Source organism: Streptomyces sp. iso_384 (genome assembly GCF_056172905.1).
The window spans coordinates 2,369,603-2,391,822 of the sequence record NZ_JBWBTT010000001.1; the positions used below are offsets into that span (position 1 = coordinate 2,369,603).

Here is a 22,220-nt window from a genome sequence, read left to right on the forward strand (position 1 = left end):
GAACCCCGCTGCGCCCGCCGTCCCCCGTACGGCAGCATGGGGCCATGTCCGTACTGACGCGCGACGAAGCGCAGACCCGAGCCCAGATCCTCGACGTGGAGCGGTACACGATCGCCCTCGACCTCACCACCGGCGACGAGACCTTCGACTCCCGTACCGCCGTCCGGTTCACCGCCCGCGCGGCCGGAGACACCTTCGTCGAGGTCAAGCCGGCCACCCTGCGCTCGATCAGCCTCGACGGACACCCCCTGGACCCCGCCCTCCTCGACGGCAACCGCTACCCCCTCACCGGGCTCACCGCGGGCCCCCACGAGCTGCACATCGACGCCGCGATGCACTACTCCCGCACCGGCGAGGGCATGCACCGCTTCACCGACCCCACCGACGGCGAGACGTACCTCTACACCCAGCTGTTCATGGAGGACGTCCAGCGCGTCTTCGCCGCCTTCGACCAGCCCGACCTCAAGTCCGTCTTCGCCATCGACGTCACCGCCCCCGAAGGCTGGACCGTCCTCGGCAACGGCGTCGCCGAACACACCGGACAGGGGCGCTGGACCATCGCCCCCACCCCCCTCATCTCCACCTACCTCGTCGCGATCGCCGCAGGCCCCTGGCACTCGGTCACCACCGAGCACGCCGGACTGCCCTTCGGCATCCACTGCCGCCGCTCGCTGGCGCCCTACCTCGACGCCGACGCCGACGAGATCCTCGACATCACCCGCGCCTGCTACGACCGCTACCACGAGAAGTTCGACGAGCCCTACCCGTTCGACTCCTACGACCAGGCGTTCGTCCCCGAGTTCAACGCCGGCGCCATGGAGAACCCCGGACTCGTCACCTTCCGCGACGAGTTCGTCTACCGCTCCGCCGTCACCGACACCGAACGCCAGACCCGCGCCATGGTCATCGCCCACGAGATGGCCCACATGTGGTTCGGCGACCTCGTCACCCTCACCTGGTGGGACGACATCTGGCTGAACGAGTCCTTCGCCGAGTACATGGGCTACCAGACGCTCACCGAGGCCACGCACTTCACCGACACCTGGGTCGACTTCGGAGTCGCCCGCAAGGGCTGGGGCTACGACGCCGACCAGCGCCCCTCCACCCACCCCGTCGCCCCCGACCCCGACGCCGTTCCCGACACCGCGTCCGCCCTCCTCAACTTCGACGGCATCAGCTACGCCAAGGGCGCCTCCGCCCTGCGCCAACTCGTCGCCTGGCTCGGCGAGAAGGACTTCCTGGCCGGCATCAACGCCCACTTCGCCCGCCACCGGTTCGCCAACGCCACCCTCGCCGACTTCATCGACAACCTGGCCTCCGCCACCGACCGCGACGTCCACGCCTGGGCCGAACAGTGGCTGCGCACCACCGGCATCGACACCCTCACCGCCGAGACCGGCACCCCCGAGCCCGCCGCCGCCCCCACCGCACCGAACGGCAACGGCCAGTCCTGGTCCCTCACCGTCACCCGCGACGGCTCCCGCCCCCACCGCATCACCGTCGGCGCCTACGACCACGCCCTCGGCACCCAGGCCGTCCCCGGCCACCTCGCCCTCCGCGACCGCTTCGAGATCGACGTACCCGGCGACGGCACACCCACGATCCGCCCCGGCCACCGCCCGGCCCTCGTCGTCCTCAACGACGGCGACCTCACCTACGCCAAGGTCCGCCTGGACAGCGCCTCCTGGGACACCGTCCTGACCGGCCTCTCCGGCATCCCCGACGCCCTCACCCGGGCCGTCCTCTGGAACACCGCCCGCGACATGGTCCGCGACGGCGAACTCGACCCGGCCACCTACCTCGCGACCGCCCGCACCCACCTCCCGCACGAGAGCGACCTCGCCCTCGTCCAGGGCGTCCTCACCTTCGCCGCCGGACAGATCGCCGCCCGCTACGTCGCCCCCGAGAACCGCCCGGCCGCCCTCGCCACCCTCACCGACCTCTGCCGCGACCTCATCCGCCGCACCGAGGACGGCTCCAACCCCGGCCTGCGCCTCACCGCCGTACGCCACTTCATCGACGCCGCCACCCAGCCCGACACCCTGCGCACCTGGCTCGACGAGGACACCGTCCACGGCGGACCCGAACTCGACCCCGAGCTGCGCTGGCGCATCCTCACCCGGCTCGCCGTCCTCGGCGCCACCGACGAGACCACCATCGCCGCAGCCCTCGAAGCCGACCCCAGCGCCACCGGCCGCGAAGGCGCCGCCCGCTGCCGCGCCGCCCTGCCCACCCCCGAGGCCAAGGCAGCCGCCTGGGACGCCCTGTTCACCGACGACACCCTGTCCAACTACCTCTTCACCGCCACCGCCCAGGGCTTCTGGCAGCCCGGCCAGGAAGAGCTGACCGGCGCTTACGTGCCCCGCTTCTACCCGGAAGCCACCGCACTCGCCGCCCGCCGCGGCCCCGCCATCGCCGAGGCCGCCGGACGCTACGCCTTCCCCTCGTACGCCGTCGACGCCGAAAGCCTCGCCACCGGCACCCGCGCCCTGGAGGACCCGGCCCTCATCCCCGCCCTGCGCCGCAAGCTCGTCGACCAGCTCGACGACCTCCGCCGCGCCCTCGCCGTACGGACGTCGGCCTCCGGCTGACCGCCGGACACGCCCTAAGGGGTTCCCGCACGGCCCGGACGACCATCGTCCGGGCCGTCGTTCCCCGACCGCAGGTCGGCGAGCAGCTCCGCCTGGCCCGACAGCACCCCGGTCAGGATCGTCCGCGCCACCCGCAGCAGCTCCGCCACCCCCGGGTCGGCCAGCGTGTAATGGACCGCCGATCCCTCCCGCCGGGCCGTCACCAGACCCGCGCGGCGCAGCACGGCCAGCTGCTGCGAGAGATGGGCGGCCTCGACCCCCACCTCGTTCAGCATCTCCGACACCGCGTGCTCGCGTTCACTGAGCAGTTCGAGCACCCTGATCCGCACCGGGTGCCCCAGCGTCTTGAAGAACTCCGCCTTCAAGCGGTACAGCGGCGTACTCACCGGCGGGGCCCCGTTCCGCACGGCGGAAGACCGCCGCACCACACCTGACCAGAACTCTTCTCCATGGGTTCATCCTCGCGCCTTCGCACCACGAGGATGAACCCGGGGACCGGCCGGGTCAGGCCTTCTTCAGGAACTCGGTCCTCAGCACGAGCCCCTTGACCTTCTTCGTGTTGCACTCGATCTCACCGGCGCGCCCGGTGAGCCGGATGTTCTTCACCAGCGTGCCGCGCTTGAGCGTCTCCGACGTGCCCTTCACCTTCAAGTCCTTGACCGTGGTCACGGAGTCACCGTCCGCCAACACGGTCCCGTTGCTGTCCTTCACGACGATGTCGCTCATGGCGCGTTCCTGCCTTTCTCCACCCGGTACACCTCTTGCACCGGACATCTCTCAACGGTCAGGGGACCAGCCGTTCCGCCGCAGCGGCAGGGTGATCCATATGCTCTTGCCGCCCTCGTCGACATCGCCCCGCACCACCGCGCTGCCGCCCAGACCGTGGGTCAGCTCCATCACGGTCGCCAGCCCCCGACCCGGCGCTGTGCCGGCGGACGCGAACAGCGCCGGGCGGTACGGATGGCGGTCGTGCACACCGAACGCGAACGTGTCGGGACCGCCCGCGAACACCACCGTCACATTCGGCGAGAGCACCGCCGCGTGCCGCACACTGTTGGTCACCAGCTCACTGACGATCAGCAGGGCCGGATCCCGGCACGGATCCTGCGCCGCCACCCCCCACTCCGCCAGCACCTGCTCGGCGGTCTCCCGGGCGATGCGCACGGCCGAACCCAGGGTGGGCAGCGTCAGCACATGCCGGTACGGCAAGGTGTCCGGAGGCGTGATCATCGGGCCGCCTCCTCGGCCGGAGCCGCCACCGGCACGTCCCGGCCGCCACGGGCCGGCACCACCCCGGCCGCCGCCCCGTCGCCCCGCGCCACCGTCGCCCCGGCCGCCAGCCGCTCCCGGGCCGCGCCGAACGCCTCGGACGCCGTGGCGTACTCACGCCCCTCCCGCCGCAGCAGCTCCAGCGCCCCCACCGACTCCAGCGCGCGCCGCTGACCCGGCCGGATCCCGGAGGCCAACACCACGATGCCCCGCCCGTTCAGCCGGTGCACGGTGTCCTTCAGCGCCAGCGCACCGGTGGCGTCCACCGTGGTCACCCGGCACATGCGCAGGATCACCACCCCTACGCCGGAGATCTCGCCGAGCTCCAGCAGCGAACGGTGCGCCCCGGCGAAGAACAACGGCCCCTCGACCCGGTACGCCACCACCTGCCCGGCCGTCCCGGCAAGCTCGCCGTCACCGCCGCCACCCTCGTACGATTCCGCGCCCGGCAGCTCCGGCACGTCGTCGCCGTACGTCTGCGCGCCCGGCAGCTCCGGCACGCCGTCGTCGCGCGGATCCACCCGGTCCAGCCGCGCCTCCGCCGCGACCGCGCGCAGGGCCAGCAGCCCGGCCACCGCCAGCCCGATCACGACCGCCAGCACCAGATCCAGCACCAGGGTCGCCACCGCCGTCAGCACCAGCACCACCGCGTCCGACCGCGTCGCCCGTGCCATCGCCCGCAACGCCCCCACCTCGACCATCCGCACCGCCGTGGCCAGCAGCACCCCGGCCAGCGCGGCGAGCGGAATCCGCGACACCAGCGGAGCCGCCGCGAACACGATCACCGCCAGCACCGCGGCATGCGTCAGCGCCGCCAGCCGCGAACCCGCGCCCGTACGGACATTGACCGCCGTCCGCGCGATCGCCGCCGTCGCGGGCACCCCGCCGAACAAAGGCACGGCCAGGTTCGCGATGCCCTGCCCGAACAGCTCCCGGTCCGGATCATGCTTCTGGCCCGTCGTCATCCCGTCGGCCACCGTCGCCGACAACAGCGACTCCAACGCCGCCAGCGCCGCCACCGCGACCGCCGGAGCCACCAGCGAACCCACCGCAGACAGATCCAGGAACCCGAGCGAAGGAGCCGGCAGACCCGCGGGCAGCGCACCGATCGGCGTCACCCCGTCCAGCCGCAACAGCTGCGCCGCCAGCGTCGCCGCGACCACCGCCACCACCGAGAACGGCACACCGGGAAACAGCCGCGCCCCCGCCAGCATCAGCCCCGCCACCCCGACGGTGATCGCGAGCGCGGTCCAGTTCGGGCTGCCCACGAACTCCTGGACCGCCCGCCACGCCACCACCAGCACCTTGTCGCCCTCCGGGGCGGCCACCCCCAGGGCGTTCGGAATCTGCTGGAGAGCGATCACACACGCGATCCCGAACGTGAACCCCTCGACCACCGGCGCCGGGACGTACCGCATCGACCGGCCCGCCCGCAGCAGCGCCAGCACGATCAGCAGGCCCCCCGCCATCAGCCCGACCGTCAGCACCCCGCCCGGACCGTACTCCGCGACGATCGGCACCAGGACCACCGTCATCGCCCCGGTCGGGCCCGACACCTGGAGGTTCGACCCGCCGAACACCGCGGCCAGCGCCCCCGCCACCACCGCCGTCGCGAGCCCCGCCTCCGCGCCCAGCCCCGACGCCACCCCGAAACCGAGCGCGAGCGGCAACGCCACGATCGCCACCGTCAGACCGGCGAGCAGATCACGGCGCGGAGCACGGGTCATGGCCTCGAAGTCGGCGCGCACGGGCAGCAGCGCCCGCACCCGCCCCCAGCCCCGCGCCGCCACACCCGTAAACCCGCTCACGGCGCGGACACCTCGGCCTCCCGCAGCTCGGCGAGCAAGCTGTCCCGGTCGGACAGCATCTTTGTCAGGATCCGCCGCGCGGCCCGCATCAGCTCGGCGACATCACCGCCCGCCAGCTCGTACACCACCGTGGAACCCTCCCGGGTCGCGGTGACGATGCCGGACCGGCGCAACACCGCCAGCTGCTGCGAGAGCGCCGAGGGCTCCACCTCGATCGCGGCCAGCAGATCCCGCACCGGCAACGGCCCCGCCTGGAGCAGCTCCAGGACCCGGATACGCACCGGATGCCCGAGCATCCGGAAGAACTCGGCCTTGGCCTGATACAGGGGGACCGGCACGGCGGAACCTCTCCTCGGCAGTACGTCACCACCGCGGGCGGAAGAGCCGGGCGGGGGCCGCGGTCCGCGCACGACGGCGGAACGGCCCACACAGCATGTAGTGAATTGCAGAATTTCGCAATTCACTCATTGAGCAACACCACACGGGACCACCCCGCCCGCACACCCATCCAGAACCGCACACCCATACCACCCCGACCCCCACCGGCCCGGCCACACCGACCGCCAGTACCCCTTTCGAGTTCAGATCGTTGACCTCTTCGGCCGCGCCACCCGAAACCCGGGACAAGCTGGCATGTCCACCCCCCGCGCACCCCGAAGGACCACCCCACCCATGCCCACCCCGCCCCTCGCCGGAGGCACCGCAGGCCCCGACGCGCTGCGCCCCCTCATCGACACCGTCCTCACCGCACTCCACGACGGCGCGACCCTCCGCGGCGGCCCCCTCCCCGCCGGCGGACCCGACACCGTCACCCCCCGCACCCGCACCGCCACCCACCCCCTCATCCCCGACCACGGCACCGGCGCCCACCACGCCCTGCGCACCTTCGTCACCGCCCTCGCCGCAGGCGCCGCCGACCCCGCCCACCCCCACTGCGCCGCCCACCTCCACACCCCACCCCTCGCCCTGGCCGCCGCCGCCGACCTCGCCGCCAGCGCCCTCAACCCCTCCATGGACTCCTGGGACCAGGCCCCCGCCGCCTCCGCCCTCGAAGCCGACCTCACCAGCGCCCTCGCCGCCGAGATCTACCCCCACACCCCCTCACCCGACGCCGTCATCACCACCGGCGGCACCGAAGCCAACCAACTCGCCCTCCTCCTCGCCCGCGAACGCCACGGCCCCGTACAGACCGTCTGCGGCGCCAACGCCCACCACAGCATCGCCCGCGCCGCCTGGCTCCTCGGCCTCCCCGAACCCGTCGCCGTCCCCGCCCCCACCGGCACCCTCGACCTCGCCGCCCTCGACGAAGCCCTCACCGAACTCCACCGCCCACTCCTCGTCGTCGCCACCGCCGGAACCACCGACACCGGCGAGATCGACCCCCTCGACGCCATCGCCGACCTCTGCACCACCCACGGCGCCGAACTCCACATCGACGCCGCCTACGGCGGACCCCTCCTCCTCAGCCCCACCCACCGCACCCTCCTCCACGGCCTCGACCGCGCCCACAGCGTCACCCTCGACCTGCACAAACTCGGCTGGCAACCCGCATCCGCCGGCCTCCTCGCCGTACCCGAACGCCACCACCTCACCCCCCTCCACCACCACGCCCCCTACCTCAACGCCGACGACGACACCGAAGCCGGCCTCCCCGACCTCCTCGGCCGCTCCCTGCGCACCACCCGCCGCCCCGACGCCCTCAAGATCGCCATCACCCTCCAGGCCCTCGGCCGCACCGGACTCGCCGACCTCATCGACCGCACCGTCGCCACCGCCCACCACCTCGCCGACCTCATCGCCAAAACCCCCACCCTCGACCTCTACGACCGCCCCACCATCAGCACCGTCCTCTTCCGCCCCACCGGAACCGACGACCACACCGTCGCCACCGTCCGACGCACCCTCCTCCAACGCGGCCACGCCGTCCTCGGCCGCGCCCACGCCGAAGGCCGCCTCTGGCTCAAGGCCACCCTCCTCAACCCCCACACCACCCCCGACGACCTCCAAACACTCCTGGACCTCGTCACCGCCACCACCACCGACCTCCAGACCGGCCCCGTCACGGCCACCCCGGCCGACCTCGTCACGGACTCCCCGACCGGCACCACCCACCCCACCCCTCACCCCACGGAAGGCGACACCCCGCGATGACCGACCGGCCCGCCCCCGAACCCGACCAGCCACACGACCTCGTCGGCATCGGCATCGGCCCCTTCAACCTCTCCCTCGCCGCCCTCGCCCACCACATCCCCGCCACCCCCGGCGACCCCCGCCCCCTCGCCGCGACCTTCTACGAACAACGCCCCGCCTTCCACTGGCACCCCGGCCTCCTCCTCGACGGCGCCAGCCTCCAAGTCCCCTTCCTCGCCGACCTCGTCACCCTCGCCGACCCCACCAGCCCCTGGAGCTTCCTCAACTACCTCCGCACCCGCGACCGGCTCTTCCCCTTCTACTTCGCCGAACGCTTCCACATCCAACGAGCCGAATACGACGCCTACTGCCGCTGGGTCAGCGAACAACTCCCCGGACTCCACTTCGGCCACCAGGTCGACGCCGTCCGCTGGAACACCGACCGCGCCCTCTTCGAAGTCGACTTCACCCAACTCGACCGCGACGGCGAAGCCGAAGCCCTCGGCCGCGCCTACGCCCGCCACATCGCCCTCGGCATCGGCACCGAACCCTTCGTCCCCGAACCCCTCAAACCCCTCGCCGAAGCCGAAGCCGTCCCCGTACTCCACTCCGCCGACTACCTCCGCCACCGCGAACGCCTCCTCGCCGCCGGACACATCACCGTCATCGGATCGGGCCAGTCCGGCGCCGAGATCTTCCTCGACCTCCTCCGAGCCCGCCCCGAAGGCGCCGAGAACATCCACTGGCTCGCCCGCACCCAGGCCTTCGCCCCTATGGAGTACTCCAAACTCGGCCTCGAACACTTCACACCCGACTACAGCCGCTACTTCCACGCCCTGCCCGAGTCCGCCCGCGACGAACTCGTGCCCCGCCAATGGCAGCTCCACAAAGGCATCGACGCCGACACCATCGCCGCCATCCACGACGAGCTCTACCGCCGCACCCTCCACGGCGGCTGGCCCGACGCCACCCTCACCCCCGGCGTCCACGTCCGCACCGCAGGACGCCTCGCCAACACCCGCGTCGAACTCCACCTCGAACACACCCAGCAAGGCACCCGCACCCGCCTCACCACCGACGCCGTCATCCTCGCCACCGGCTACCGCGAACGCCCCCTCGACGCCCTCCTCGGCGGCCTCGACCCCTACCTCGGCCGCGACGCCTCCCACCGCCCCCGCATCGACGACCAGTACCGCCTGATCCTCGACCCCACCGTCACCGGACACGTCTACGTACAGAACGCCGAACGCCACACCCACGGAGTCGGCGCCCCCGACCTCGGACTGGCCGCCTGGCGCAGCGCCACCATCCTCAACAACCTCACCGGCGCCAACCCCTACCCCCTCCCCGAACGCACCGCCTTCACCACCTTCGGCCTCACCCCCCAACCCCCCGGAATCCCCGCCCAGACCCCCGCCCTCGTCCCCCTCAGCCGAACCCTCTGACCCCCAGCACGACGAACGGCCCGGGCCCCCACCGAAGAGGAGACCCGGGCCGAACGAACAACACACACCAAACGGAGCTACGGGAACACCGGCGTCCCCTCACGCGTCAGCCGCCACCCCACCGAAGCGAACGCCGCCGGATCCACCGAACCCTTCCCCCGCACCCACCCGATGATCGTGTTCCGGATCTCGTCCGAATCCGCCCACAGCTGCTGCGCACCCGGCACATGCGGGAAGTTCCCCCCACCGCTCGCCCGGTAGTTGTTCACCGCCAACACGAACCGCGCCGCCGGATCGATCGCCTTCCCCTCGAAGGAAAGCCCGACGATCCGCGAGCCCGCCGGCTTCGCGATATCGATGTCGTACGTCACGCCCGACACCGCGTCGTAGTTGTAGTCCGGAATCCCGTCCGCGTTCGTCAGCTCCGCCGTGTCCACCGGACCACCCGCCGGCGTCCGCACGTAATACCGCGCCGAATACTCCAGATAGTCCTTCAACTGGGCGCCCGTGATCAGCCGCGCCTCCAGCGTGTTCTCGAACGGATACAGCCCCGCCGCGTCCTTGATCGTCACATCACCGGCCGGAACCCCCGCCGTACGCGAGAAACACGAAGCCTGCGACAGCACCGGCAGCGCCGCATGCTCGCCACCCGCCAACGCCGCCGCCACCGTTTCCGTCTGCACCTGGTTGATCAGATCGATGATCGGCTCGTCCTTCCACGGCGCGTCCGCCGTCGACATCGCCACCACCGACGTACCGATCACCTGGTTGACGTACTCCACCACCTTGCGGTGCTCGCGCCGCAGCAGCGACGTCACCTTCCGGTCCTCCGGCACCGTATTGGAGTTCAACACCCGCGAACCGGCCTTCTCCACCGCCCAGCGGCCCCTCTCCCACACCAGATCGAAATCGAACAGCGTCAGCCGCTGCCCCCACTTCGCCGGCTCCGAAAGCACGACCCGCTTCCCGGTCTCCTCGTTCGTCACGAAGTGCTCGGCGATCTCCACATGCGCGTGCCCCACCAGAATCGCGTCGATCCCCGGCACCTGCTCCGCCACCAGCGCCGCCGCGTTCTCCACGAACGGCAACTGATCACCCCACGACGACGTCCCCGAAGAACCCGAATGCGCCGAGACGATCACCACGTCCGCACCCATCGACCGCAGCTTCGGCACCCACTTCGCCGCCTGCTCCTCCAGACCCGGGAACACCATCTTCCCGCCCACATTCGCCTTGTCCCAGATCGCGATACCCGGGTTCGTCAGCCCCAGCACCGCCACCCGCACATCACGCCCGCACGGCGTGTGCATCCGCTTGATGACATACGGAGCGAACGCCGGCCGCAACGTCTTCGCATCCAGCGCATTCGCCCCCAGCAGCGGGAAATCGCACTGCTCCTCGAATTTCCGCAGCACCGGAATGCCGTAATTGAACTCGTGATTCCCGAGCGCCGCCGCGTCGTAACCGATCGCGTTCATCGCCCGCGCCATCGGATGCACCGGACCACGCCGCGCCGTGATCGGATCCACCTTCGCGTAGTAGTACGACAACTGCGTGCCCTGGATCGTGTCACCCGCGTCGATCAGCAACGTGTTCCGGCGCCCCTTCTCCCGGCGCACCTGATCCACCAGCGTCGAGATCTTCGCCAGACCGACATCGTTGTGCGCCGAGTCGTCGTACTCCTTGTCCGTGAAGTAGTCCCAGTTGAAGACGTTCCCGTGCAGATCCGTCGTGCCCATCACCGTGAACGAGTACCGCTTCGGAGGCCGCCCACGACCATGCCCGTGGCCATGCCCCGCCGCCTCCGCCGCACCGGCCGACCCCACGACCGCACCGCCCGCCATCGCCACACCCGCACCCGCGGCAGCCGAACGGCCCAGAAACGTCCTACGGTTCAACGGCATCTCTTCACTCCTCGTTCAGTAGGGCAACGCGCGTAGATTCTGGCCCAGCACCCCACACCCGCAACACCCCGCGCAGGTTTCGATCTGATGACCACCCGACACACACCCGTGACGACACACGCCGTGCCACAGTGAACACATGACCGAAACCCCCACCCCCGCACCCCACCCCTCCCACGGCACCCCCACCGCACCCCACGTCACCGTCCGCGGCGAAGCCCACCTCGAAGTCGACCCCGAAATCGCCCACATCACCATCACCCTCACCGCACGCGGCACCGACCGCCGCACCACCCTCGACGACCTCACCCGCCGCAACACCACCACCCTCGACCTCATCAAGGCCTACGGCGACACCATCGAAAAACTCGAAACCGGCACCCTCGCCATCCGCCCCGAACTCACCCGCCACGGCCGCGCCGAACGCATCCGCGCCTACCACGGCAGCATCCAACTCACCGCCACCCTCAACGACTTCACCACCCTCGGCGAAATCGTCACCCGCCTCGCCGACCAAGAACTCACCCGCGTCGACGGCCCCTGGTGGGCCCTACGCCCCACCTCCCCCCACCACGCCGCAGCCCGCCGCCAAGCCGTCCAAGAAGCACTCCAACGCGCCCGCGAATACGCCGCAGCCCTCGACACCCACCTCGACGCCCTCCTCGAACTCAGCGACACCGGCCTCGGCGGCGGAGCCACCTTCGCCGCCGCGTCCTACGGCGGCGCCGGAGTTCTCCGCTCCGCCCGCACGGAAACCGCCGCCGACGCGGCCCCCATCGACCTCGAACCCGTACGCCAGAGCGTCCACGCCCAGGTCGAAGCCTCCTTCACCCTCGCCCCGCCCAACCTCGGATAAACGCTCATCAGAGCACCCCGCCGCACAATTCAACACTTGTCAATAACCCTTCATCCAAAGGTTGTTGAGGTGTCACGCAGAGCCAAATACCTACCCGTAGGTAAGGTTTAGTCTCGAACCATGCGCCGAGCGAAAATCGTTTGTACCCTGGGACCCGCAACCGACACATACGACCAGATCAAGGCCCTGGTCGAAGCGGGAATGGACATCGCCCGCTTCAACCTCAGCCACGGCAGCTACGCCGAACACGAAGAGCGCTACCACCACGTCCGCAAGGCGTCCGAGGAAACCGGCCGCAGCGTCGGCATCCTCGCCGACCTTCAAGGCCCGAAGATCCGCCTCGGACGCTTCCGCGAAGGCCCCGTACTCCTTGAACGCGGCGACACCTTCACCATCACCGTCGAACCCCTCGAAAACCAGGGCACCGGCGACATCTGCGGCACCACCTACGACGGCCTCGCCGCCGACGTCACCACCGGCGAACGCATCCTCGTCGACGACGGCCGCGTCACCCTCGAAGTCACCGACGTCAACGGCCCCCGCGTCCACACCACCGTCATCGAAGGCGGCATGGTCTCCGACAACAAGGGCCTCAACCTCCCCGGCGTCGCCGTCTCCGTCCCCGCCCTCTCCGAAAAGGACATCGACGACCTCCGCTGGGCCCTGCGCACCGGCGCCGACATCATCGCCCTCTCCTTCGTCCGCACCGGACACGACATCGACGACGTCCACCGCATCATGGACGAAGAAGGCCGCCGCCTCCCCGTCATCGCCAAGGTCGAAAAACCCCAGGCCGTCGACAACATCGACAACATCGTCGCCGCCTTCGACGGCATCATGGTCGCCCGCGGCGACCTCGGCGTCGAAATGCCCCTGGAACAAGTCCCCATCGTCCAGAAGCGCGCCATCAAGCTCGCCAAACGCAACGCCAAACCGGTCATCGTCGCCACCCAGATGCTCGACTCGATGATCGACAACTCCCGCCCCACCCGCGCCGAAGCCTCCGACGTCGCCAACGCCATCATCGACGGCACCGACGCCGTGATGCTCTCCGGCGAGACCAGCGTCGGCAAATACCCCATCGAGACCGTGCGCACCATGTCCCGCATCGTCGAAGCCGCCGAGGAAGACCTCCTCGCCAAGGGCCTCCCGCCCCTCACCGAACGCAACAAGCCCCGCACCCAGGGCGGCGCCGTCGCACGGGCCGCCGCCGAAATGGGCGACTTCCTCGGCGCGAAATTCCTCGTCGCCTTCACCCAGAGCGGCGACACGGTCAAACGCCTCTCCCGCTACCGCTCACCCATCCCGCTCCTCGCCTTCACCCCCGACGAAGCCACCCGCGCCCAGCTCAACCTCACCTGGGGCGTCGAGACCTTCCTCGGCCCGAAGGTCGACTCCACCGACGCGATGGTCGCCCAGGTCGACGAGGAACTCCTGCGCATCGGCCGCTGCAAGAAGGGCGACGTCGTGGTCATCACCGCCGGCTCCCCGCCCGGCGTCGCGGGCTCCACGAACCTGGTCCGCGTCCACCACATCGGCGAGGACGACAGCCCGAAGTAGGGCGGCTCAGTATTTAGGCCCGACGTGCGCATCCATGAGGGCGACGGATGCCCGTCGGGCTACGGAGATGTTGAACGGATCGCTGCCACGGGCCAAGGTCGTCCACTCCACTCCTACAGCTGTGAGTGTGTCGCCGAAGAGCTTGCGGATGTCGTCGGACTTGTTGGTGAAGAAGTACCGGGGGTATTCGTAGCGCTTGCGTTCGCCGCGGACCAGGCGCGTGGCCCAGTTGATGATCCGGCAGCCGTCGGAGTGGAAGAGGCCGCGGATGAAATCCCAGGGATGAGCGTCCACGATCTGCTGCTGCCACGGCTCCAGGACGATCCTGCGGTCGTGCTTCTTGCCGGGGCCGTGCTGAGGGAAGAGGCAGGGCCAGTGCTTGCTGAAGGAAGTGACGTACTGGCAGCCCGCACTTGCCACCCGGCAGACCTTGTTGTGCGGTCGCGCGATCCGTATTGCTTCGGCGCAGGCGTCGATGAGGCCGGGCCACGCGTCGGCGCACGCGATGCGCAACGAGTACACGCCTCGTCTAGTCGCGCTGATACAGCCGTCGCCGAGGTAGAGCCCCAGTAAGTAGGCGTACGAGGAGGGGTCCTCGATCGCCGTGGGTGCTTCGGAGCACCTCGGGCAAGGGACACCTCGATTGAGCGGTTCCAGGCGCGTCTGCCAGGAACGAATGGCGGCGCGCGATATGCCGGTCTGCTTGCTCACGGAGTTGAGGCTGTGTCCTTGTGCGACCAGAGCCAGAACTCGTTTGCGGGTTCCCACGTCGTACATGCTGCCGAGTTTTGTTGCGCAAGCGGCGATCCGGCGTGGAATGGCGCGCACATACTCAGATCAAGTGAAGTTCACGGAACCGCGCCGCGCCTTGGAATCCAAGGAAAAGTGCCCCAGGTGGGATTCGAACCCACACTGTCCGCTGTTTGAGAGCGGCCTCTCTAACCAGTTGGAGTACTGGGGCCTTAGAAAGGAAGGGCCATTGCTGCCCTGCGCGTCACTACCTTACAGGAGCTAGGTAGGCTCGTGGCAGCAGTATCTGCCCCATACCGAGGAGCCCCGTGACCACCCCCGAGTCGCCCCAGCCCGTAGACGCCGTCGACGACGACAAGTCGCACGTCCCGCCGCTGACGACCCGTGTCGTCATCGCCGAGGACGAGGCCCTCATCCGCCTCGACCTCAAGGAGATGCTGGAGGAGGAGGGCTACTCCGTCGTCGGTGAGGCGGGCGACGGGCAGCAGGCCGTCGAGCTGGCCCGGGAGCACAAGCCGGACCTCGTCATCCTGGACGTGAAGATGCCGGTCCTCGACGGCATCTCCGCCGCCGAGAAGATCGCCGAGGAGTCCATCGCCCCGGTCCTGATGCTCACCGCCTTCTCGCAGCGCGACCTCGTCGAGCGGGCCCGGGACGCCGGGGCCATGGCGTACCTCGTGAAGCCGTTCAGCAAGAGCGACGTGGTGCCGGCCATCGAGATGGCCGTCTCCCGGTTCGCGGAGCTGAAGGCGCTGGAGAGCGAGATCGCGGACCTGTCCCAGCGGCTGGAGACCCGGAAGCTGGTGGACCGGGCGAAGAGCATCCTGCAGACGGATTACGGGCTCTCCGAGCCGGCCGCGTTCCGGTGGATCCAGAAGACGTCGATGGACCGCCGGATGTCGATGCAGCAGCTGGCGGAGGCGCTGATCGAGGACGCCGAGGAGAAGAAGAAGTCGGCCGAGTAGCCGCGTACACGGCGTACAGGTACGAGAGAGGCCCGCACCGGGCGAACCGGGTGCGGGCCTCTTCCGTACGGCAGGGGTGTCAGTCCTCGCCGAGGTACGCCTTGCGGACCGACTCGTCGTGGAGCAGGTCCGAGCCGGGGCCGGAGAGGACGATCTTGCCGACCTCCATGACGTGACCCTGGTCCGCGAGGGACAGGGCGGCCTGGGCGTTCTGCTCGACGAGCAGGATCGTGGTGCCCGCCGCCTTGAGCTCGACGATGGTCTCCATGATCTTCTGCATCATGATCGGGGAGAGTCCCATGGAGGGCTCGTCGAGCATGAGCAGCTTGGGCTGGGACATGAGGGCGCGTCCCATGGCGAGCATCTGCTGTTCGCCGCCCGAGAGGGTGCCCGCGGCCTGCTTCCGGCGTTCCCCGAGGATGGGGAAGAGGTCGTAGGCGCGCTGGACGTCCTTCTCGATGCCTGCCTTGTCGGTGCGGAGGAAGGCTCCGAGCTGGAGGTTCTCCGCAATGCTGAGGCGGGGGAAGATGTGGCGGCCTTCGGGGGAATGGGCGAGTCCGAGCGCGACGATCTTGTGCGCGGGGACGTTGCCGAGGGGCTTCCCGTCGAAGGTGATGCGGCCGCCGGAGGGCTTGAGGAGCCCGGAGAGGGTGCGCAGTGTGGTGGTCTTGCCCGCGCCGTTGGTGCCGATGAGGGTGACGACCTGGCCGGCTTCGACGGTGAAGGAGATGCCCTTGACGGCTTCGATCTTGCCGTAGGCGACGCGGAGGTCTTCGACCTCTAGCAGGGCGGTCACTGGGTTTCCCCTTCCGTGCGGGTGGTGCTGTGCGCCTCGGCTGCTTCGACCTCGGCGACTTCGTCGGTGCCGGGGGCGCCTTCGAAGGGGGTGCCGAGGTAGGCGGCGACGACGCGCTCGTCGGCCTGGACCTCGCCGGGGGAGCCCTCGACGAGCTTTTCGCCCTGGACGAGGCAGGCGACGCGGTCGCAGAGGTTGAAGATGAAGCGCATGTCGTGCTCGATGACGAGTACGGCGATGCCCATGTCCCGGATCGCGAAGATGAGCTCTTCGGTGACGCGGGTTTCCTGGGGGTTCATACCGGCGGTGGGCTCGTCCAGGAGGAGCAGGCCGGGGTCGCTGGCGAGTGCGCGGGCGATTTCCAGCTTGCGCTGGTCTCCGTAGGGGAGGTTGCGCGCGAGGTGGTCGGCCTTGTCCTGGAGGCCGATGAACTCCAGGAGTTCCATGGCGCGAGCGTGGGAGGCGGCTTCGGCCTTCTTGAAGCCGGGGCCGCGCAGGAGGGCGGACCAGAGGCCCTCCTTGGTGCGGGTGTGGCGTCCGACGAGAACGTTTTCCAGGACGGTCATGTTGGCGAAGAGCCGGATGTTCTGGAAGGTGCGGGCGATGCCTGCCTGGGTGACGAGGTGGGGCTTGGGCGGCAGGACGGTGCCCTTGTAGCTGACCTTGCCCTCGGTGGGGACGTAGAGGCCGGTGAGGCAGTTGAAGAAGGTGGTCTTGCCGGCGCCGTTGGGGCCGATGAGTCCGACGATCTCGCCTGCGTTGACGGTGAGGTCGACGTTGCGTACGGCGGTGAGTCCGCCGAAGCGCATGGTGACGCCGCTCGCGTCGAGCACGGTGGTGGCGGTCTCGGGTGTGGTGGTGGTCATGGTGTTCACGCCCCCGCCTTCGTGGTGCCGGCCAGGGTTTCGTCCGGTACGTCGACCTGGCCGGTGTCGTGGTACTCCAGCTTGGCGCGGCGGTTGGCGATGAGGCCTTCCGGGCGGAAGCGCATGAGGAGGATGAGGGCGAGGCCGAAGCCGAGGAGCTGGTAGTCCTGGAGGAACTGGAGCTTGGCCGGGATCATGTAGAGGAGCGTGGCGCCGATGAGGGGTCCGCTGATGGTTCCCATGCCGCCGAGGATGACGGCGGCGAGGAGGAAGGCGGAGTTGGGCGGCACGGGTCCGGCGAAGACGTACATCTCGGGGACGACGGTGCTCTGGACGTGGGCCTGTACGGTGCCGGCGATGCCGGCGAGGGTGGCGCCGAGGGCGAAGGCGATGAGCTTGACGCGGAAGCCGTTGATGCCCATGGCGGTGGCGGCGGTCTCGTCCTCGCGGATGGCGACCCAGGCGCGGCCGATGCGGGAGCTGCCGGCTCGGCTGAAGACGAGGACCACGAGGATCATCGCGAGCAGCATGAGCAGGTAGTAGTTGGCGTAGGAGCCGAGTTCGAAGCCCAGGACGGTGTGGGATTCGCCGAAGTCGTACCCGAAGAAGTTGAGGTCGGGGATGTTCGGTACGCCGTTGGGGCCGTTGGTGATCTGTGGTCCGGAGACGCCGTCGAGGTTGCCGACGGCGATGCGGAAGATCTCGCCGAAGCCGAGGGTGACGATGGCGAGGTAGTCGCCGCGGAGGCGGAGGGTGGGTGCTCCGATGACGACGCCGAAGATGAGGGAGACGGCGGCGCCGGTGAGGACGGAGGCCCAGAAGGGGAATTGGACGTCGAAGGCGGATGCGGTGGTGCCGGAGACGAGGGCGGCTGTGTAGGCGCCGACGCCGAGGAAGGCGACGTATCCGAGGTCGAGGAGTCCGGCCAGGCCGACGACGATGTTCAGTCCGAGTGCGACGGTCGCGAAGATGAGGATGTTGACCGCGATGAGGGTGAACTGGTCGGTGGTCTGGGTGAAGGGGAAGGCGGCTGCCGCGACGAAGGCGGCGGCGACGGCGATGGTGCGGTACTTGGTGGTGAGCGCGGAGAGGCGGGCCATGAGGCCGGCCTTGAAGAGCGCGGCGACCGCGAAGCCGGAGACGATCAGGTAGCCGACGAAGAGCTCGGGGTATTCGGTGTCGATGCCGTAGGTGACGACGTAGAGACCGATGCCGAAGGCGGCGACGATGATCAGGATCTCGGCCCAGGAGGGGAGTTCCTTGGGGCGTCCGGGCGTGGGGGCGCGGAGGCTGTTGAGGAATCGCTCCAGGGGGGTGGGGGTGGTGGTGTCGGTGATGTCCTGGTCGTGGGGGAGGCCGAGGGAGGCGGCGACGGTGATGATGGCGCCGACGAGGCCGATCCAGGCTCCGGGTTCCAGGTTGACGATGCCGCCGAGTTCGATGGCGATGGCGGCGAAGGTGAAGCCCATGGTGCCGAGCACGCCGAGGGCGGCGAGTCGGACGGGGCTGTTGGTGCCGCCGGGGGTGAGCCAGCGAAGGCCCTTGACGCCGTACCCGGAGAGGGTGAACAGCAGGGTGATGGCTGCGCCGACGAGGGTGAGGACCTGGAGGCCGCCGGGGTAGCCGGTGACGGTGAGGTCGCCGGGGAATTCGGCGGTCCAGGTCCAGGCGAGGAAGGTGGAGGCGAGGGTGAGTGCGGCTCCGGCTGCGGTGACCGCGCGGGCTGCGGGGATGGCGAGGACGGGCGTGGTCTGGTTGGTCTTGGTGGTCATCGGTATCACGCCCGATCCGTGACGCGCTCGCCGAGCAGGCCTTGTGGCCTGACGAGGAGGACGACGATGAGGAGGACGAAGGCCCAGACGTTGGCCCAAGCGCCGCCGCCGAGCTGCTGCATGCCGGGGATTTCTTCGATGTAGGCGATGGAGAGGGCTTCGGCGAGTCCGAGGACGACGCCGCCGACCATGGCTCCGTAGATGTTGCCGATGCCGCCGAGGACGGCGGCGGTGAAGGCCTTGAGTCCGAGGAGGAAGCCCATCTCCCAGCCGATCTGGCCCTTGTCGAGTCCGTAGGCGACGGCTGCGACGGCTGCGAAGGCGGCTCCGATGGCGAAGGCCATCACGATGATGCGGTTGGTGTTGATGCCCATGAGCTTGGCTGTGTCGGGGTCCTGCGCGGTGGCCTGCATGGCGCGTCCGCTGCGGCTCTTGGAGACGAACGTGCCGAGGGCCAGCATGCACAGGGGCGCGAGTACGAGGATGAAGGCGTCGGCTCGCTGGAGGTAGAGGTTGTCGAGCAGGTGGAAGGAGTCGCCGCCGAATTCGGGGAAGCTGAGGGGCTTCTTCGCGTCGGGGTAGAAGCCCCAGACGAGCTGTTGGAGCACGATCGAGAGGCCGATCGCGGTGATGAGCGGGGCGAGTCGGGGGGCGCCGCGCAGGGGCCGGTAGGCGAACCGTTCCGCGGCGGTGGCCACGGTGACGGAGGCGATGGCTCCACCGATGATCATGAGCGGGATGGCCACGAGGAGTGTGGTGCCGCTGGGGAGCATGAGGTAGGTGGTGAGGGCGCCGAAGCCCCCGATCATGAAGATCTCGCCGTGGGCGAAGTTGATGAGCTGGACGATGCCGTACACCATGGTGTACCCGATGGCTATGAGGCCATAGAGGGCGCCGAGGGCGAGGCCGTTGGCCAGCTGTTGCGGCAGTTCGTGCACCGCAGGGCCTCCGATGAGCTTGTCGGATATGACTCCGCGCGAGGGCGCTGTTTGCGCCCTCGCGCGGATGGGGTCAGGTGGGGCGGGGCTGTGCTGCGGCGATCAGTCCTCGAACGTGGCGCTCTTGACGTCCTTCCAGGCGCCCTTCTGGACCTCGTAGACGGTGAGCTGCTTGTTGGTGGTGTCACCGAATTCGTCGAAGGCGACCTTGCCGGTCACGCCGTCGAAGGAGACCTTGGACATGGCCTCGGTGACCTTGGCGCGAGCGTCCTCGGGGAGCTTGCCGTCGTTGTCGGCGACGACGGCCTTGACGGCCTGGATGATGGACCATGCCGCGTCGTAGGAGTAGCCGCCGTAGGCCGCGTAGGGGTCCTTGTAGCCGCCGGCCTTGTAGTCCTCGATGAACTTCTTGGCGGTCGGGAGGGCCTCGACGGGGTAGCCGATGGAGGTGGCGAGGTCGCCGTCGTTGGCTTCGCCGGAGGCGCTGATGAAGGCGGGGTCGTAGATGCCGTCGCCGCCCATGGTGGGGATCTTGGCGCCGGTCTTCTTGATCTGGTCGGAGAGCAGGCCGCCCTCGGGGTACTGGCCGCCGTAGTAGACGGAGTCGGCTCCGGAGCTCTTGACCTTGTCGGCGGTGCTGGAGAAGTCGGTCTCCTTGACCGTGACGTGGTCGGTCCCGATGACCTTGCCGCCGAGGCGTTCGAACTCCGCGGAGAAGATGGCGGCGAGGCCGGCGCCGTAGGTCTGCTTGTCGTCGACGACGTAGACCTTCTTCTTCTTGGCGTCGTTGTAGAGGTACTGGGCGGCGAACTTGCCTTGGACGACGTCGGTGGCGCAGGTACGGAAGTAGGTCTTGAAGACGCGCTTCGGGTCGCCCTTGCCCCAGCTGTCGCCCTGGCTGAGGGCGGGGTTGGTGTTGGCGGGGGAGACCTGGGTGAGGTCTGCCTTGTCGAAGACGCCCTGCATGGACTGGGCGACGCCGGAGTTCAGCGGGCCGACGGCGCCGAGGACGTCGGGGTTGCCGACGAGCTTGGTGGCGTTGGCCTGTCCGGAGGCGGGGACGGCCTGGTCGTCGAGGGCTTCGATCTTGAACTCGATGCCGGGGACCTCGTTGTTCTTGTTCGCGGTCTTGGCCGCGAGGTCCACGGAGTTCTTGATGCCCTGGCCGAGCGCGGAGAGGGAGCCGGTCAGGGGCGCGTCGACGCCGATGACGACGGTGGTCTTGCCACCTTTGTCTCCGCTGTCCTTGCTTCCTTCGTCGCGCGACCCGCAGGCGGTGAGCGTCAGTGCTCCGGTGGTGAGCACTGCGGTGAGTATGAGCAAAGAACGGTGTCGCACGAGAGGGTCCTTTCCCTGGCGCGGCGCTCCTCGGGCATGAGGTGCCGTGATCATCGCCGGGCCGTACTGGGTTGGTACAGGGCCGTGCAGCAGACGCGCCCGGCGGCGCGGTGACTGGCCGTGACTCTAAGCGCAGCCGGGGGCCATCGGGATGGGTCGGCTGCGGATGTGACTCTCTTGTTATGCCCTTGAGCAAGGCTTGAGGTTCCTGTGAGGGGATGTGCGGGTTTCGCCTGGACTGCGCAGTGCCCGCATGGTGAGAACGCGCAGCTCTGCTAAGGGGCTTGGGGTGATCTTGGTGCTGTCGCGCGGATCGGGGTGCGAGGGCGGCGGGGGGTGGCCGGCCGGGGGTGCGGGGGTGGGGGTGTGGGCTTTTTCGTGTACTGCACAAAAATTACGCAGTGTTACATGTGTGGGATATGTGTGTTGCCTTGCCGGGCCGGTGGCGCTGTTGAAGCAGGTCATGGAACGAGGTTGGCCGTCAAGGGTGTTGACCGTGGGTTTCCGTCAACTTCCCTTATGCGCTTCGGATATGGGGATGCGCAGTCCGGAATGCGGTGTGGCCGTGGTGGGGGATGCGCCGGAGTCGCGGTGTGGTCGCGGAGGGTGGTCGGCGAGTGGCGGCGCCGGTGGCGTACGTGGCGGAACCGCTGCCGGTACGGCGAACGGCCTGCCGACGTCGGTCGGCAGGCCGTTTCGTGTGCTGCGGTGGTTCAGCCCGCTTCGGGCTTGGGGGCGTCGCGGAGCAGGCAGGTGAGGCGTGCGGTGCAGACCCGCTTGTCCTGCTCGTCGGTGATGACGATCTCGTACGTGGCGGTGGAGCGGCCCCGGTGCACGGGGGTGGCGACGCCGGTGACGAGGCCGTTGCGGACGCCCCGGTGGTGGGTGCAGTTGAGGTCGACGCCGACGGCGAGCTTGGCGGCTCCGCCGTGGAGCATGGAGCCGATGGATCCGAGGGTTTCGGCGAGGACGGCGGAGGCGCCTCCGTGCAGGAGGCCGTAGGGCTGGGTGTTGCCTTCGACGGGCATGGTGCCGACGACGCGGTCGGCGGATGCCTCGACGATGGTGACGCCCATGCGCTCGCCGAGGTGGCCGGCGGAGAAGAGGGCGGGCAGGTCGACGCCGAGTGCCGCGTACTCGTCGATGACTTCCTGCGGGAAGAGGGGTGCGGTGTGCTCGCCCATGGGTCCGGCTCCGTTCGGCTGCGCTGGTTCGTTGGTGTCTGCACTGTT

Annotated in this window: 19 protein-coding genes and 1 tRNA gene; 6 read left to right on the forward strand and 14 right to left on the reverse strand. The window is 69.3% G+C overall.

All coding sequences use genetic code 11. The features are described 5' to 3' along the window. The first annotated feature begins 44 nt into the window (after positions 1-44). Entirely contained in the window at positions 45-2,591 is a 2,547-nt protein-coding gene (gene pepN / locus AC0VY3_RS10375; RefSeq protein WP_475549468.1) for an aminopeptidase N, read from the forward strand. A gap of 14 nt (positions 2,592-2,605) precedes the next feature. Here the strand turns inward: pepN and AC0VY3_RS10380 are convergent, their stop codons facing one another. From AC0VY3_RS10380 to AC0VY3_RS10400, 5 genes are all read right to left on the reverse strand, one after another. Then, positions 2,606-2,977, reverse strand: a complete 372-nt coding sequence (locus AC0VY3_RS10380) for an ArsR/SmtB family transcription factor (protein ID WP_103507807.1) — start codon at positions 2,975-2,977, stop codon at positions 2,606-2,608. Positions 2,978-3,095: 118 nt separating this feature from the next. Continuing rightward, positions 3,096-3,317 carry an alkylphosphonate utilization protein gene (locus AC0VY3_RS10385; RefSeq protein WP_031121993.1) on the reverse strand — a complete coding sequence of 74 codons (222 nt, stop codon included), beginning with the start codon at positions 3,315-3,317 and terminating at the stop codon, positions 3,096-3,098. Between the two features lie 51 nt (positions 3,318-3,368). Then, on the reverse strand, positions 3,369-3,821 hold the full coding sequence (locus AC0VY3_RS10390) for an ATP-binding protein (RefSeq protein WP_475549469.1): 453 nt from the start codon (positions 3,819-3,821) through the stop codon (positions 3,369-3,371). Further along, complete coding sequence (locus AC0VY3_RS10395; protein ID WP_475551659.1) at positions 3,818-5,587, reverse strand: SulP family inorganic anion transporter; 1,770 nt, start codon at positions 5,585-5,587, stop codon at positions 3,818-3,820. Before AC0VY3_RS10395 ends, AC0VY3_RS10390 begins: the two co-directional genes overlap by 4 nt. 77 nt (positions 5,588-5,664) lie before the next feature. After that, positions 5,665-6,006 carry an ArsR/SmtB family transcription factor gene (locus tag AC0VY3_RS10400; protein WP_103508108.1) on the reverse strand — a complete coding sequence of 114 codons (342 nt, stop codon included), beginning with the start codon at positions 6,004-6,006 and terminating at the stop codon, positions 5,665-5,667. 334 nt (positions 6,007-6,340) lie between these two features. Between AC0VY3_RS10400 and AC0VY3_RS10405 the strand changes: the two genes are divergently transcribed. After that, positions 6,341-7,819, forward strand: a complete 1,479-nt coding sequence (locus AC0VY3_RS10405; RefSeq protein WP_242740573.1) for a pyridoxal phosphate-dependent decarboxylase family protein — start codon at positions 6,341-6,343, stop codon at positions 7,817-7,819. Next, positions 7,816-9,243 (forward strand): lysine N(6)-hydroxylase/L-ornithine N(5)-oxygenase family protein, encoded by a 1,428-nt coding sequence (locus AC0VY3_RS10410; protein ID WP_475549470.1) that lies wholly within the window; start codon positions 7,816-7,818, stop codon positions 9,241-9,243. The genes AC0VY3_RS10405 and AC0VY3_RS10410 overlap by 4 nt, the downstream gene beginning before the upstream one ends. A 77-nt stretch (positions 9,244-9,320) precedes the next feature. Here the strand turns inward: AC0VY3_RS10410 and AC0VY3_RS10415 are convergent, their stop codons facing one another. Then, complete coding sequence (locus AC0VY3_RS10415) at positions 9,321-11,147, reverse strand: bifunctional metallophosphatase/5'-nucleotidase (RefSeq protein WP_475549471.1); 1,827 nt, start codon at positions 11,145-11,147, stop codon at positions 9,321-9,323. Between the two features lie 139 nt (positions 11,148-11,286). Between AC0VY3_RS10415 and AC0VY3_RS10420 the strand changes: the two genes are divergently transcribed. Together AC0VY3_RS10420 and pyk are read left to right on the forward strand one after the other, a co-directional pair. Next, entirely contained in the window at positions 11,287-12,003 is a 717-nt protein-coding gene (locus tag AC0VY3_RS10420; protein ID WP_475549472.1) for an SIMPL domain-containing protein, read from the forward strand. A 120-nt stretch (positions 12,004-12,123) separates the two neighbouring features. Next, the gene (gene pyk / locus AC0VY3_RS10425; RefSeq protein ID WP_103507269.1) at positions 12,124-13,563 is read left to right on the forward strand and encodes a pyruvate kinase; all 1,440 of its coding nucleotides are present in this window, start codon (positions 12,124-12,126) and stop codon (positions 13,561-13,563) included. Positions 13,564-13,569: 6 nt separating this feature from the next. On the opposite strand, the gene AC0VY3_RS10430 is transcribed toward pyk, so the two are convergent. Together AC0VY3_RS10430 and AC0VY3_RS10435 are read right to left on the reverse strand one after the other, a co-directional pair. Further along, the gene (locus AC0VY3_RS10430) at positions 13,570-14,340 is read right to left on the reverse strand and encodes a transcriptional regulator (protein ID WP_475549473.1); all 771 of its coding nucleotides are present in this window, start codon (positions 14,338-14,340) and stop codon (positions 13,570-13,572) included. A gap of 109 nt (positions 14,341-14,449) precedes the next feature. Then, positions 14,450-14,524, reverse strand: a tRNA-Leu gene (locus AC0VY3_RS10435). A 97-nt stretch (positions 14,525-14,621) separates the two neighbouring features. Between AC0VY3_RS10435 and AC0VY3_RS10440 the strand changes: the two genes are divergently transcribed. Beyond that, positions 14,622-15,278 (forward strand): ANTAR domain-containing response regulator, encoded by a 657-nt coding sequence (locus AC0VY3_RS10440; protein WP_003969810.1) that lies wholly within the window; start codon positions 14,622-14,624, stop codon positions 15,276-15,278. A gap of 79 nt (positions 15,279-15,357) precedes the next feature. Here the strand turns inward: AC0VY3_RS10440 and AC0VY3_RS10445 are convergent, their stop codons facing one another. From AC0VY3_RS10445 to AC0VY3_RS10470, 6 genes are all read right to left on the reverse strand, one after another. Then, positions 15,358-16,074, reverse strand: a complete 717-nt coding sequence (locus AC0VY3_RS10445; protein ID WP_475549474.1) for an ABC transporter ATP-binding protein — start codon at positions 16,072-16,074, stop codon at positions 15,358-15,360. Next, positions 16,071-16,940, reverse strand: coding sequence for an ABC transporter ATP-binding protein (locus AC0VY3_RS10450; protein WP_103507275.1), 870 nt, complete (start codon positions 16,938-16,940; stop codon positions 16,071-16,073). Before AC0VY3_RS10450 ends, AC0VY3_RS10445 begins: the two co-directional genes overlap by 4 nt. 5 nt (positions 16,941-16,945) lie before the next feature. Next, positions 16,946-18,712 (reverse strand): branched-chain amino acid ABC transporter permease, encoded by a 1,767-nt coding sequence (locus AC0VY3_RS10455; RefSeq protein ID WP_103507272.1) that lies wholly within the window; start codon positions 18,710-18,712, stop codon positions 16,946-16,948. A 5-nt stretch (positions 18,713-18,717) separates the two neighbouring features. Further along, complete coding sequence (locus tag AC0VY3_RS10460; protein ID WP_103507273.1) at positions 18,718-19,650, reverse strand: branched-chain amino acid ABC transporter permease; 933 nt, start codon at positions 19,648-19,650, stop codon at positions 18,718-18,720. 102 nt (positions 19,651-19,752) lie between these two features. After that, entirely contained in the window at positions 19,753-20,988 is a 1,236-nt protein-coding gene (locus AC0VY3_RS10465) for a branched-chain amino acid ABC transporter substrate-binding protein (RefSeq protein ID WP_103507274.1), read from the reverse strand. Positions 20,989-21,701: 713 nt separating this feature from the next. Continuing rightward, positions 21,702-22,172: a PaaI family thioesterase gene (locus AC0VY3_RS10470; protein ID WP_103507310.1), complete on the reverse strand. Its 471-nt coding sequence runs from the start codon at positions 22,170-22,172 to the stop codon at positions 21,702-21,704. Positions 22,173-22,220: the final 48 nt, after the last annotated feature.

Excerpts from the sequence above, each read along its gene's own strand:
- pepN (WP_475549468.1), top strand. The coding sequence starts at position 45 with ATGTCCGTACTGACGCGCGACGAAGCGCAGACCCGAGCCCAGATCCTC.
- AC0VY3_RS10385 (WP_031121993.1), bottom strand. The coding sequence starts at position 3,317 with ATGAGCGACATCGTCGTGAAGGACAGCAACGGGACCGTGTTGGCGGAC.
- AC0VY3_RS10390 (WP_475549469.1), bottom strand. The coding sequence starts at position 3,821 with ATGATCACGCCTCCGGACACCTTGCCGTACCGGCATGTGCTGACGCTG.
- AC0VY3_RS10395 (WP_475551659.1), bottom strand. The coding sequence starts at position 5,587 with ATGACCCGTGCTCCGCGCCGTGATCTGCTCGCCGGTCTGACGGTGGCG.
- AC0VY3_RS10405 (WP_242740573.1), top strand. The coding sequence starts at position 6,341 with ATGCCCACCCCGCCCCTCGCCGGAGGCACCGCAGGCCCCGACGCGCTG.
- AC0VY3_RS10410 (WP_475549470.1), top strand. The coding sequence starts at position 7,816 with ATGACCGACCGGCCCGCCCCCGAACCCGACCAGCCACACGACCTCGTC.
- AC0VY3_RS10415 (WP_475549471.1), bottom strand. The coding sequence starts at position 11,147 with ATGCCGTTGAACCGTAGGACGTTTCTGGGCCGTTCGGCTGCCGCGGGT.
- AC0VY3_RS10420 (WP_475549472.1), top strand. The coding sequence starts at position 11,287 with ATGACCGAAACCCCCACCCCCGCACCCCACCCCTCCCACGGCACCCCC.
- pyk (WP_103507269.1), top strand. The coding sequence starts at position 12,124 with ATGCGCCGAGCGAAAATCGTTTGTACCCTGGGACCCGCAACCGACACA.
- AC0VY3_RS10430 (WP_475549473.1), bottom strand. The coding sequence starts at position 14,340 with ATGTACGACGTGGGAACCCGCAAACGAGTTCTGGCTCTGGTCGCACAA.
- AC0VY3_RS10450 (WP_103507275.1), bottom strand. The coding sequence starts at position 16,940 with ATGACCACCACCACACCCGAGACCGCCACCACCGTGCTCGACGCGAGC.
- AC0VY3_RS10455 (WP_103507272.1), bottom strand. The coding sequence starts at position 18,712 with ATGACCACCAAGACCAACCAGACCACGCCCGTCCTCGCCATCCCCGCA.
- AC0VY3_RS10470 (WP_103507310.1), bottom strand. The coding sequence starts at position 22,172 with ATGGGCGAGCACACCGCACCCCTCTTCCCGCAGGAAGTCATCGACGAG.